Below are 11,969 nucleotides of genomic sequence, written 5' to 3' on the forward strand. Positions count from 1 at the left end.
GCGGACAGGGCTTTATGGCCCCGGCATCCGCGCCCGGCCATCCGCCACGGATGCCTCCATAGCCGCCCTTCCCCTTCCTTCCGCGCCGCTCAGGCCACGAGCCTATCCAGCACCGACCACCCCGCCCGCGCCTCGATGGCTTCGCCCGCGGCCAGGCACAGGTCTTCGCGGAACCGCCCCGCCACCAGATGGACACCCATCGGCACACCGTCCGCCAGGCCGACAGGGACCGACAGGCCAGGCAAGCCCAGTATCGCGGTCGAGACCAGCGGGCTCTGCGCGCGCAGTATGTCGCCCATGGCCGCGTCGCCTTGCTGGTCCTGGTCGATCGGGAATGGACGCTCGAACGACACCGGCATGAGCAGGACGGGATAGCGGTCGAAGAATGCGCCCCACTCCCGCAGTATCGTGGTGCGCAGCGCCAGCGCCTGGATAAAGCCGTCCTTGTCCAGCGGCGAGGTGTGCGCAAGCATGCTGCGGTAGGCGCGCTGTATCGCCGCGTCGCCTGCACGCTCGATTTCGCGGCCCATGGAGCCGGACGCTTCGTTCATCAGCACGCTGCGCCATAGCTCGGCCGCTTCCTCGAACCTGGGCGGCGTTGCTGTTTCGACGATGTAGCCCGCGTCTTCCAGGTACTTTGCGGCGCGCAGCAAGGCATCCAGCACAGCGGGATCGGATTTCAGGGCCGAGGTGCCGCAGAACAGCGCCACCCGCCGGCTATCTCCAGGCCGGCGCAGGTCCAGCGGCGCGGGCACCCACCACGGATCGCGGGAATCGCCCGCCGACATGGCCTCCAGCCCCAGTCTCAGGTCGGCAATGTTCCGCGCCAAGGGGCCCTGGGTCGCGGCCAGTTGGGAAGCCACCGGACGCTCCGATTTCTGGCTGGCGTTGTAGGCCGGCACCCGGCCTTGCGAGGGCCGCAGCCCCGCCACGCCGCAGGCATAGGCCGGATACCGGATCGATCCACCCTGGTCGCTGCCGTGCGCCAGCGGCCCCATGCCCAGGGCGGCGGCGACGGACGCGCCGCCGCTGGAGCCGCCCGGCGTGCGCGCGGCGTCGAACGGGTTGACGGTGCGGCCATGCAGGTCGTTGTCCGAAAACCAGCGCCAGGAGAATGCCGGAACGTTGCTGCGGCCGATCACGACCGCGCCGGCCTTGAGCCAGTTGTCGACGGCGGGATTGTTCTCGCTGGCAATGAGGTCCCGGTACGCGACGACGCCATTGGTCGTGGCCGACCCTGCCAGATCGGCGTTGGCCTTGATGGTGACCGGCACGCCGTGCAGGAGGCCCAGCGGCGCGCCCCCGCGCACCGCGGCGTCGGCGGCATCGGCCGCCTTCAGTGCCTGGTCGGCGCAGATCTCGGTAAGCGGATTGAAGACCGGATTTAGCTGTTCCGCCCGCTGCAGGCAGCTCTGCACGGCCTCCCGGCTGGAAACTTCCCGCTGGCGGATGGCCTGGGCCAGATCGACGGCGCTCCAGCGCCAGAGTTCGTTCGTCATGATGGCTCCCTGTGGGGTTGAACGCAGTCAGTCGGCCGACGCGCCGGAGCGCTTGACCATCTCGCCCCACCGCGGGATCTCGCTGGCGATGAGGCTGGCGAACTGTTCGGGCGTGGACGGCGTCGCATCGACGGACAGCGTTTCGTTGAGCTTGAGCACCGCGGGGTCCTGCAGCGCCTTGGCGATGGCGCGATTGAGCTTGTCGATGATGGGCTTGGGCGTACCGGCGGGCGCGACGATGCCGCCCCAGGACACCACCTCAAATCCCTTCAAGCCGGATTCGTCGAGGGTGGGCACGTCCGAGAGGACAGGCACGCGCGTGAGGCTGGTCGCCCCCAGCACCTTTACCTGTCCGGAGCGGATGAAGGGCAGCACGCCCGCGACGTTGTCGATCATCACGTCGAGCTGCCCGCCCACGATGTCGCCCACCGCCTGCTGGCCGCTCTTGTATGGGACGTGCAGCATGGTCGTGCCCGTCTCGCTCTTGAGCATTTCCCCGGCCAGATGGGCGCTCGATCCCACCCCCAACGAGCCGACGCTGACCTTGCCCGGATGCTGCCTGGCATAGCTGACCAGGCCCTGCACATCGCTTGCCGGGAAGTCGTTGCGGGCGATCAGCACCAGGGCATTGCTGATGGCCAGGCTGATGGGCGCAAGGCTGCGTTGCGGGTCGTAAGGCAGCTTCGAGTACATGCTCTTGTTGATTGCCAGCGTGACCAGGTTGCCGAAGCCTATCGTGTAGCCGTCCGGCGCCGCCGCGGCCAGCGCCTGCGTGCCGACAATACCGCCCGCCCCTCCCCGGTTGTCGACGATCACCGGTTGGCCGAGTTCGCGCCCCAGGGCGTCCGCGATCGGGCGTAGCACCACGTCGGGACCGGACCCCGCCACATACGGCACGATGAGCTTGACTGGCCGTTGGGGCCAATCAGCCTGCGCCGCGCCGGCGCCTGCCGCTCCCAGCAAGGCAAAACACAATGAAATGGCCTGACCTACACGACGGGGAAAGATCTGCATGGCTTGCTCCTGAAGTACGGGACTGCATGGTCTTGTCGTCGTGAAGCTTAGAGATCGCCCGCGCTGCGCATAAGGCTATTTCTTTGTTAAGGTGACAACTACAGGTTGTCGCTATCGAGAGGCACATGAAAGACCACCATCTCCGGGCCTGGCTGAAGGTCGCCGAGTTACGCAGCATCCGCGCCGCGGCGCGCAGCCTGCACTTGAGCCAGGCGGCGGTGACCAAGGCCATCAAGGAACTGGAAACGGAGCTCGAAGCGCCGCTGCTCACGCGCAGCCCCCAGGGCATAGAGGTCACCGAATGCGGCGAACACCTGACGGTGCGGGCGCAGCTTGCCCAGGCCCAGTTGTCCCTGGCGCGCCAGGACATCCGCCAACTGCTCAGCGGTGCGCAGGCGCGGGTGGCAGTGGGCGTGACGCCCATGGTGATGCTGAGCGTGCTGCCTGACGTGCTGAACGATTTCAGGCAGAGCATGCCCGCGGCCAAGCTCAAGGTTTCGGAAGGCCTGCTGGCCGCCGTCCTGCCGGCTTTGCGCAACGGCTCGCTGGATTTCGCGTTGGCGTCCGGCATGGCGGACAACCATGGCGGGCAGGAGTTCGATTTCGAGGAACTGCGGCCGCTGGAATTCATGGTCGCCTGCCGCCGCGGACATCCGCTGGCGGGCGCCACGCGGTGGCAAGACATCGCGGGCTGCGAATGGCTGCTCAACACCTCGGGTGGCAGCCACACCGACGCCTTTCTGCAAGGCCTGCGCGCAAACGGCCTGCAGCCGCCCGAACGCGTCATCGACTGCGATACGTTCGGCGTGATGTGGAACCTGATGGTCCGCAGCGACGCGTTGATCGTCTGCCCGGCGGGCATGCTAGAGATCCCGCCTTACGGCGCCGAAGCCAGCCAGATCCGCACCGAAGCGCCCATGCCGGTCGCCAGCATAGGCATCATGACGCTGCGGGGAACGCCCCTGTCGCTGGCGGCGTCCACCATGGCGGACCTGTTCCGCCGACGCATCCAGCGGCTAGCCCAGGCGGGTGCCGTGGCTACACGCCAGGCTGGCGGCGCGGCTTGAGGCTGTCGGCCCAGTCGCGCGCCAGGTCGCGGCGGGCGCGGCGGTTGACCAGGGCGGTGATGGCCATCGCGATGACGGCGCCCCCGGCCGCCAGCGCCATGTCCTTCTGTGCGTCCCAGATATCGCCCTGCGTGCCCAGATAGGCCGCGCCCAGGTCGCCGCCCACGGTGGCGGCAGCGCCCCACTCCAGCAGTTCGTAGAGCGCCGAGGTCGACAGCGTGACGTCCATGGGCAGGAAGTACGCCCAGAAGCCGCGCACCTCGACCACGCGCAGGAAGATCTCGCGGATGGGATACGCCAGCAGCAGGCCGTAGGAAAAATGCACCATGCGGTCGAAATTGTTGCGCTCCCAGCCGACCATGCTGTTGAAACTGTGTCCCGTCAGCGCCCGCCACCAGTCGTCGTAAGGCACCAGCGAATAGGTGTAGTGCGCGCCGACGGCATGCAGGCACAGGTAAAGAAAGATCAGCGTGTACGAGGTGCGCGAAAACACGAACCAGCGCCGCGTAAAGAGCAGCGCCGCGCCGAAGGCCAGCACCAGCGCGTTCTCCAGCGCCCAGTCGGCGCGGTCATGCGGCGCAATTGCCAGCGCCGTCCATATCACGGCGAACAGCGCGCCCAGCGTGTACAGGTAGCGCCGGCGCGCGTCGGCCATGGTCAGTCTCCCTGGACCCGGCCGCGCAGGCGTTTGACTTCGCCATGCAGCACCTTGCGTTGCACACGGCGGCGTTGCGAGGCGCGGGTGGGCTTGGTCGGACGGCGCGGTTTGTCGGTGCGCGCCGCTGCGCGCACCATGGCGATCAGGCGTTCGATGGCTTCGGCGCGGTTCTTTTCCTGGCTGCGGAACGCCTGCGACTTGATGACGATGACCCCGTCCTTGGAGACGCGGTGGTCGCTCAGCGCGCACAGCGCTTCCTTGATTTCTTCGGGCAGGCTGGAGGCGCGCACGTCGAAACGCAGGTGCACGGCGCTGGACACCTTGTTGACGTTCTGGCCGCCCGCGCCCTGGGCGCGGATCATGGTGAACGCCAGGTCGCGTTCATCCAGATAGATGGAATCTTGGACGTGAAACATAGCCCGCAAGTATAGATGCGCCGCGCAAAGTAAAATAATGCGCTTTTGCCTGATTTATCCGGGGTCCGGCCTTATCCGGCCGCCGGCACCACCATGACTTACTCCGCCAAAGAAATCTTCAAGACGCTGCAGGGCGAAGGCGCCCACGCAGGCCGCGCGGCGGTCTTCTGCCGCTTTGCCGGCTGCAACCTCTGGACCGGCCGCGAAAGCGACCGCGCCAGCGCCGCCTGCACCTTCTGCGACACCGACTTCATCGGCACCGACGGCGACGGCGGCGGCAAGTTCGCCACGCCCGAACTGCTGGCCGACGCCATCGCCGCGGCCTGGGGCCCGGGCGCCAATGACCGCTACGTGGTCTTCACTGGCGGCGAACCGCTGCTGCAGCTGGACGCGCCGCTCTTGACCGCGGTGCACGCGCGCGGCTTCACGGTGGCCATCGAAACCAACGGCACCATCAAGCCGCCCGCCGGCATCGACTGGATCTGCGTCAGCCCCAAGGGCACGGCGCCCGTGGTGCTGGAACGCGGCGACGAGCTCAAGCTGGTCTATCCGCAGGCCAATGCGCAGCCCGAAGCCTTCGCGCACCTGGACTTCGAGCACTTCTTCCTGCAACCCATGGACGGCCCCGCGCGCGCGGCCAATACCGAACAGGCCGTCCAGTACTGTATGCAGCATCCGCAATGGCGGCTCAGCCTGCAGACCCACAAATACATAGGCATTCCATGATTCACCCTAGCCCCCTGCGGAGCGCGCCATGATTTCCGTGACCCGCAGGCTGGAATTCGACGCCGGCCACCGCATTCCCGACCACCGCAGCCAGTGCCGCAACCTGCATGGCCACCGCTATGTGCTGGAAATCACCCTGACCGGCGACGTGGTGCAGGCGCCCGGCGAGTCCGACAACGGCATGCTGATGGATTTCTCCGAGATCAAGCACATCGCCAAGACCCACATCGTGGACGTCTGGGACCATGCCTTTCTGGTCTATGAAGGCGACGCCGCCGTGCGCGGCTTCCTGGACAGCCTGCCCGGCCACAAGACCGTGGTGCTGGACCGCATCCCCACGGCCGAAAACCTGGCCGCCATCGTCTTCCAGACCCTGGCGCCGCACTATCACGGCCACTATGGCGCCGAACTGCGCCTGACCCGCGTGCGCCTGTACGAAACGCCCAACTGCTGGGCGGACTGCAACGGCTGAACGCCGGGGCGCGGCCGCCGCTGCCGCGCCCGTCCTTGCCGCGACACGTCCCCCTGGCTGCCGGTTTTCGATAGACGGAAAACCCGCCCCCTATTTTCCCGATTGAGAAAATCCATGGAGATAATCGCCATTTTCAATTATTAGTAAGCTAATAGATAGGATACAATCTATTCCATGAACACGCCCACCGACTCCCAGCTCATGGCCACCACCTCCGCCCTGATGGTCCTGTCGCGCGCCTATCGCGGCGCCGCCGACAAGGCCCTGGCCGATTACGGCCTCTCCCAGGCCACCGCCTGGCCCGTGATCCTGGCCGGCCGCCTGGGAGACGGCGTACGCCAGGGCGCGCTGGCCGAGGCGCTGGGCGTGGAAGGCCCCTCGCTGGTGCGCGTGCTGGATCACCTGGTCGCCGCCGGCCTGATGGAACGCCGCGAAGACCCGCACGACCGCCGCGCCAGGACCCTGCACCTGACCGACGCCGGGCAGGCGCTGCGCGCCAAGGTCGAGGACGTCCTGGTCGACCTGCGCCGCCACCTGTTCCGGGACGTAAGCGAAGCCGACCTGCAAGCCTGCCTGCGGGTCTTCGACAGCCTGAAAGTCACCCTGGGCCGCGGCGGCGCCGGCACCCAGCCACAGGACGAACAAGCGTGAAACTCCCCAACGTCCGCGAAGCCATCTTCTCGCTCAAGAGCTACCTGAGCGCCATCATGGCGCTCTACCTGGCCTACAGCATGGGATTGCCGCGTCCGTTCTGGGCCATGACCACGGCCTATGTCGTGGCCCAACCCTGGTCGGGCGCGGTGCGCTCCAAGGCGCTGTACCGCCTGGCCGGCACCTTCTTCGGTTCGGCGGCCACCGTCTACCTGGTGCCGCGGCTGTCGAATTCCCCGGTGGTCATGACTGCCGCCATGGTGCTGTGGGTGGGCGCCTGCCTGTACCTGTCGGTGCTGGACCGCACCCCGCGTTCGTACCTCTTCATGCTGGCGGGCTATACCGCCGCGATGATCGGCTTTCCCAGCGTGACGGCCCCCGCCCAGGTGTTCGACACCGCGCTCGCCCGCGTCGAGGAAATCAGCCTGGGCATCGTCTGCGCCACGCTGATCCACAGCATCGTGCTGCCGCGCGGCCTGGCCCCTGCCCTGACGCTGATGCTGGACAAGGCCGTGCGCGACGCCCGCAACTGGATGCACGACACGCTCAGCGGCCAGGCCACCGAGCAGAAGGACCGCGACCGCCGCGTACTGGCCAACGACATCACGCAGCTGCGCCTGATGTCCACCCACGTGCCGTTCGACACCAGCAACCTGCGCTGGACCTCGGGCGCGGTGCGCGCCATGCAGGACCAGATCGCAGCACTGACGCCCACCGTGTCCGCCGTGGAAGACCGCATGCGCGCCCTGCAGGCCGGCGGCCAGCCGCTGCCGGAGCCCGTCACGGCCCTGCTCGCCGACATCTCCGAATGGATCAACGCCGGCGCGCAGGCCACCCACGAGACCGCGGTGCAGCTGCGCGCCGCCGCCACACGCCTCACGCCTGAAATCGACAGCCGCTCCAACTGGCGCGACGTGCTGCTGGCCAGCCTGATGACGCGGCTGCGCGAGCTGGTCGACACCTATGACGAATGCCTGGCGCTGCGCCGCGAGATCCGCGCGGGCCTGGCCGGCGCGCCGCTGCGCGCCCCGCGCTCCAAACCCGCGCCCAACGCCGCGCTGCACCGCGACCGCGGCATGGCGCTGCTGTCGGCCCTGGCCGCGGGCGTGGCCATTTCGGTCTGCTGCGCCTTCTGGATCGGCACCGCCTGGAGCAACGGCGCCACCGCCGCGCTCATGGCCGCCATCTTCAGCTGCTTCTTCGCGTCGCAGGACAATCCAGTGCCCGGCATCATGCAGTTCCTGACCTACACGGTGTATTCGATTCCGCTATCGGCGCTGTACCTGCTGGGCATCATGCCCGCCATCCATTCGTTCGAGATGCTGGCCCTGGCCATGCTGCCCACGGCCTTCGTGCTGGGCATCTTCATTGCCCGGCCCGCCACCGCGGGCAAGGCCATGGCGATGCTGTTCGGCTTCCTGGGCACGATGGCGCTGCAGGATACCAACACCGCCGACATCGTGTCCTTCATCGACACGCAGGTCGCGCAGTGCATGGGCGTGGCCACCGCGGCCATCATCGCCGCCATCTTCCGCACCGTCAGCGCCGACTGGAGCGCGCGCCGCATCCAGGCCGCCAACTGGAAGGAACTGGAAACCCTGGCAAGCTCGCCGCGCGCGCCTTCGCGCCACACCTACGCCGCCCGCATGCTGGACCGCATCGGCCTCCTGCAGCCGCGCCTGGCGCTGGCCCAGCGTCCGGACGACCTGGTCGCCGCCGATGCGCTGAAGGATCTGCGCGTGGGCCGCGACATCACCGAACTGCAGCGCGCCCGGCGTCACCTGCCCATGGCCGAACCGGCCATCCAGCCGGTGCTGGACGGGCTGGCGAAGTTCTTCCACGCGCGCTCGGCCTGGCAGGTCGGCGAGAAAACGCCCGAATTCCTGGCGCAGATCGATCGCGCGTTGGCCAGCGTGACGGCCACGCCCCCGGGCGCCGCGGCCCGCGACCGGGCAGTCGTCGCGCTGGTGGGCCTGCGCCGCGCCTTCTTCCCCGACGCGCCCGACTACCAACCCGCCCATCCCACCCTGGAGGGCCAAGCATCATGATCGGCGAATTCAATCTTTATGGCGTCTATTTTCCCTGGCTGCTGGTGCTGGGCGTGGTGACCCTGGGCGTTGCCTGGGCGGTGCGCCGCGTGCTGGCCCGCGCCGGGCTGTACCGCCTGGTGTGGCACCCCGCGCTGTTCGACCTGGCGCTGTTCGTGGTGCTGCTGTACGGCGTATCCCTCATTTCCCCCTATTTACTCCAGAGATAAGCATGAAACTCCCCAATGCCCTGCGCCCCGCAGCCATCGGCAAGTTCGCGGTGACCGCCGTCGTCGTCGCCGCGGCCGCCTACGCCGGCTGGCAGCTCTGGGTGCACTATGAAGTCGAACCCTGGACCCGCGACGGCCGCGTCAAGGCCTACGTGGTGCAGGTCGCGCCGGATGTCTCCGGCCTGGTGACCAGCGTGCCGGTGCACGACAACCAGGACGTGAAGGCCGGCGACGTGCTGTTCGAGATCGACCGCGCACGCTTCCAGCTGGCCTACGACCAGGCCCAGGCCTCGGTGCGTTCCGCGCAAGTGGCGCGCGACCAGGCGGTGCGAGACGCCAAGCGCAACCGCTCGCTGGGCCAACTGGTGGCCGCCGAGGCGCTGGAACAAAGCCAGACCAAGCTGCAGCAGACCGAAGCCGCGCTGGCCCAGGCGGAAGTGCAGCTCAACACCGCGCGCCTGAACCTGGAACGCAGCCGGGTGCTGGCGGTGAACGACGGCCGCATCACCAACCTGGACCTGCGCGCCGGCTCCTACGCCACCGCGGGCCGCGGCGTGATGGCGCTGGTGGATTCCGGCTCGTTCTACGTCGAAGGCTACTTCGAGGAAACCAAGCTGCCCGGCATCCATGAAGGCGATCCCGTCACCGTGACGCTGATGGGCGACCCGCACCATATCCGCGGCCACGTCGAAAGCATTGCCATGGGCATTGCCGACCGCGACCGCAGCACCGGCGCCAACCTGCTGCCCAACGTCAATCCCACGTTCAACTGGGTCCGCCTGGCGCAGCGCATCCCGGTGCGCGTGAAGATCGACGACGTGCCTGAAGGCGTGCGCCTGGTGGCCGGCCAGACCGCCACCGTATCGGTGGATTCCGGCCCTGCCCATTCGCAGACCGAGGCGCACCAGCCGTCCTGATCACCACTTTTTCAACCCCTTACCCCTAATCGACGCACAGCCGTAACCGCCATGAACACCAGATACCTCCTGCCTCTTACGCTGGCCCTTGCGCTGGCCGGATGCGCCGCCGTGGGCCCGGACTACCAGGTGCCCCCCGGATCGGTGGCCGAGCGGCAGAGCGCGCAGGCGCCCTTCACGCAGGCGCGCGAGGCGGCGTTCCGGCAGGATGCGGTGCCTGGCCACTGGTGGCGCCTGTACGACGACCCCGTGCTGGATGGCCTGGTGGAGAAAGCCCTGGCCGCCAACACCGACCTGCGCGTGGCCAGCGCCAACCTGGAACGGGCCCAGGCCGCCGTGCGTGAAGCGCAGGCGCAGCAGCAGCCGTCCATCGGTGTCAATGCCTCGCCCACTTTCGGCCACGTGTCCGGCCTGCAGGAACTGCAGCCCGGCATCGATCCGCCCAACCGCTGGTCCTATTCCATGGGCGCCAGCGTGTCGTACCAGCTGGACCTGTTCGGCCAGATCCGCCGCGCCGTGGAAGCGGCCAGCGGCGACGAGCAGGCCGCGCAGGCCGCCTATGACGCCACCCGCGTCACCGTCGCCGCCGAGACCGCCCGGGCCTACGCCAATATGTGCGCGGCCGGCATGCAGCTGGCCTCCGCCCAGCATTCGGTACAGGTGCAGAAGCAATCGCTGGACGCGGTGGACCGGCTGCAACGCGCCGGCCGCGGCACCACGCTGGACGTGACCCGCGCCCGCAGCCAGCTTGAACAGCTGCAGGCCAACCTGCCGCCATTCCAGGCCCAGCAGCGCACCGCGCTGTACCGCCTGGCGGCGCTGACCGGCCAGACGCCGGGCCAGATCCCGCCCGCGCTGCTGCAATGCGCCCAGGCCCCGCGCCTGACCGAGACCATCCCCGTGGGCGACGGCGCCGAACTGCTGCGCCGCCGTCCGGACATCCGCCAGGCCGAACGCACGCTGGCCGCGGCCACCGCGCGCATCGGCGTGGCTACCGCGGACCTGTATCCGAAGATCTCTCTGGGCTTGTCGGCGGCCTCGGGCGGTCCGGCCGCCATGTTCGGCGACCGCGGCACCTTCAGCTGGAGCGTCGGTCCGCTGATCTCCTGGACCATCCCCAACACTGGCGCCGCGCAGGCCCGCATCGCCGAGGCCCAGGCCAGCACCAAGGCCGCGGCGGCGCGCTTTGACGCCACCGTGCTGAACGCCCTGCGGGAAACGGAAAGCGCGCTGGTGGTCTACGCGCGTCAGCTGGACCGCGACGCCGCCCTGCGCGCCGCGCGCGACCAGAGCGCCGAGGCCGCCTCGCAGGCCAGCCGCCTGTTCCAGTACGGCAAGACCGACTACCTGACCGTGCTGGACGCCGAGCGCACGCTGGCCAGCAATGAAAGCGCGCTGGCCGCCTCGCAGGCCGACCTCAGCAGCGACCAGATCGCGCTGTTCCTGGCGCTGGGCGGCGGCTGGGAAAAATGATCAATGCACCGGGGTGCCGTCGGGCGGCGTCTGGTTAAGACCCAGCGCGGCCTCCCAGCTGCGCAGCGGCACGCAGGTCTTCAAGCGCACGATGGCGCGCTCGATCAGCGCCGGATGCAACGCGTGCCCCACCTGGGTGGCGATGTCGATGGTCGAGTCGCCGTGCAGCTCGGTCAGGCGCGCCTGGGCGGCCTGGATGAGCTCCACGTTCATGATCGGATCGGCGGCGCCGTGCAGCAGGTGCAACGTGGTGAACTGCGGCGCGATCTTGGGCATCTGGGCATAGCGGCCCGAGAACGCGATGACGCGACCGGCGATGCCGTCGTGCGCCTGCACCAGTTCCAGCGCCATGATCGCGCCCTGCGAAAAGCCCGCCAGCGCCGTGTCCGACTGCAGCAGGCCGAAACGGGCCTGCGCCTCGCGCACATAGGTCTCCAGGGGCGGCAAGGCCTGCGCCACGCGTTCCGGGCGGTTTTCCTCGGTCACGCCGCGTACCGAGAACCACTGCCGGCCGTCGCCGCCGCCGTCGTAGGGCTCGAACCCCTGGGGCGCCAGCACCGCCGCGCTCGGGAACGCCGCGCGCACGGCTTTTGCCAGCGGTTCCATGTCGTCGGGGCTGCCGCCCACGCCGTGCAGCAAGATGAACAGCTGGCGCACGTCGACGCCGGCGTTGGGAAGAAATTCGATAGAAGTGGAAGACGCCATGAAACTGCTCCGTGCTGGCTGGGGCCGCCGAACGGCCCCGGAATAGCCGCATTGTAAAATGCGCGCCTTGAAGCAACCTTTGCCGCACCGCCACGGACCGGCTGGCTTGCGCGG

The 11,969-nt window shown here is 68.5% G+C and carries 13 protein-coding genes; 8 read left to right on the top strand and 5 right to left on the bottom strand.

All coding sequences use genetic code 11. The features are described 5' to 3' along the window. Nucleotides 1-89: 89 nt before the first annotated feature. Both HV793_RS15695 and HV793_RS15700 read right to left on the bottom strand, forming a co-directional pair. Nucleotides 90-1,499, bottom strand: coding sequence for an amidase family protein (locus HV793_RS15695; RefSeq protein WP_175213477.1), 1,410 nt, complete (start codon nucleotides 1,497-1,499; stop codon nucleotides 90-92). 27 nt (nucleotides 1,500-1,526) lie between these two features. After that, nucleotides 1,527-2,513 carry a Bug family tripartite tricarboxylate transporter substrate binding protein gene (locus HV793_RS15700; protein ID WP_054453834.1) on the bottom strand — a complete coding sequence of 329 codons (987 nt, stop codon included), beginning with the start codon at nucleotides 2,511-2,513 and terminating at the stop codon, nucleotides 1,527-1,529. A gap of 125 nt (nucleotides 2,514-2,638) precedes the next feature. Here HV793_RS15700 and HV793_RS15705 point away from each other — a divergent pair, with 125 nt between their 5' ends. After that, nucleotides 2,639-3,580: a LysR substrate-binding domain-containing protein gene (locus HV793_RS15705; RefSeq protein ID WP_054453832.1), complete on the top strand. Its 942-nt coding sequence runs from the start codon at nucleotides 2,639-2,641 to the stop codon at nucleotides 3,578-3,580. Here HV793_RS15705 and HV793_RS15710 read toward each other — a convergent pair. After that, a complete protein-coding gene (locus HV793_RS15710; protein WP_175213478.1) occupies nucleotides 3,552-4,235 on the bottom strand; it encodes a DUF2238 domain-containing protein in 684 nt (227 codons plus the stop codon). The two genes, HV793_RS15705 and HV793_RS15710, sit on opposite strands and share 29 nt — an antisense overlap. Nucleotides 4,236-4,237: 2 nt before the next feature. After that, complete coding sequence (arfB, locus tag HV793_RS15715) at nucleotides 4,238-4,654, bottom strand: alternative ribosome rescue aminoacyl-tRNA hydrolase ArfB (RefSeq protein ID WP_054453829.1); 417 nt, start codon at nucleotides 4,652-4,654, stop codon at nucleotides 4,238-4,240. A 93-nt stretch (nucleotides 4,655-4,747) separates the two neighbouring features. On the opposite strand from arfB, the gene queE reads away from it, so the two are divergent. The 7 genes from queE to HV793_RS15750 all read left to right on the top strand — a co-directional run bounded on the left by queE (nucleotide 4,748) and on the right by HV793_RS15750 (nucleotide 11,150). Beyond that, on the top strand, nucleotides 4,748-5,380 hold the full coding sequence (gene queE, locus HV793_RS15720) for a 7-carboxy-7-deazaguanine synthase (RefSeq protein ID WP_054453827.1): 633 nt from the start codon (nucleotides 4,748-4,750) through the stop codon (nucleotides 5,378-5,380). A gap of 28 nt (nucleotides 5,381-5,408) precedes the next feature. After that, the gene (gene queD, locus HV793_RS15725; protein ID WP_013394146.1) at nucleotides 5,409-5,852 is read left to right on the top strand and encodes a 6-carboxytetrahydropterin synthase QueD; all 444 of its coding nucleotides are present in this window, start codon (nucleotides 5,409-5,411) and stop codon (nucleotides 5,850-5,852) included. Between the two features lie 174 nt (nucleotides 5,853-6,026). Further along, complete coding sequence (locus HV793_RS15730) at nucleotides 6,027-6,503, top strand: MarR family winged helix-turn-helix transcriptional regulator (protein ID WP_054453825.1); 477 nt, start codon at nucleotides 6,027-6,029, stop codon at nucleotides 6,501-6,503. After that, a complete protein-coding gene (locus HV793_RS15735) occupies nucleotides 6,500-8,551 on the top strand; it encodes an FUSC family protein (protein ID WP_119448977.1) in 2,052 nt (683 codons plus the stop codon). The genes HV793_RS15730 and HV793_RS15735 overlap by 4 nt, the downstream gene beginning before the upstream one ends. After that, nucleotides 8,548-8,760: a DUF1656 domain-containing protein gene (locus HV793_RS15740; RefSeq protein ID WP_013394149.1), complete on the top strand. Its 213-nt coding sequence runs from the start codon at nucleotides 8,548-8,550 to the stop codon at nucleotides 8,758-8,760. The genes HV793_RS15735 and HV793_RS15740 overlap by 4 nt, the downstream gene beginning before the upstream one ends. 2 nt (nucleotides 8,761-8,762) lie before the next feature. Next, entirely contained in the window at nucleotides 8,763-9,677 is a 915-nt protein-coding gene (locus HV793_RS15745; RefSeq protein ID WP_175213479.1) for an efflux RND transporter periplasmic adaptor subunit, read from the top strand. Between the two features lie 51 nt (nucleotides 9,678-9,728). After that, nucleotides 9,729-11,150 carry an efflux transporter outer membrane subunit gene (locus HV793_RS15750; RefSeq protein ID WP_119448975.1) on the top strand — a complete coding sequence of 474 codons (1,422 nt, stop codon included), beginning with the start codon at nucleotides 9,729-9,731 and terminating at the stop codon, nucleotides 11,148-11,150. Here the strand turns inward: HV793_RS15750 and ypfH are convergent, their stop codons facing one another. Further along, a complete protein-coding gene (ypfH, locus tag HV793_RS15755) occupies nucleotides 11,151-11,855 on the bottom strand; it encodes an esterase (RefSeq protein WP_054453817.1) in 705 nt (234 codons plus the stop codon). Between the last annotated feature and the right edge of the window lie 114 nt (nucleotides 11,856-11,969).

This window comes from Achromobacter aegrifaciens (assembly GCF_902859965.1).
GTDB classification, from domain to species: domain Bacteria; phylum Pseudomonadota; class Gammaproteobacteria; order Burkholderiales; family Burkholderiaceae_B; genus Achromobacter; species Achromobacter aegrifaciens.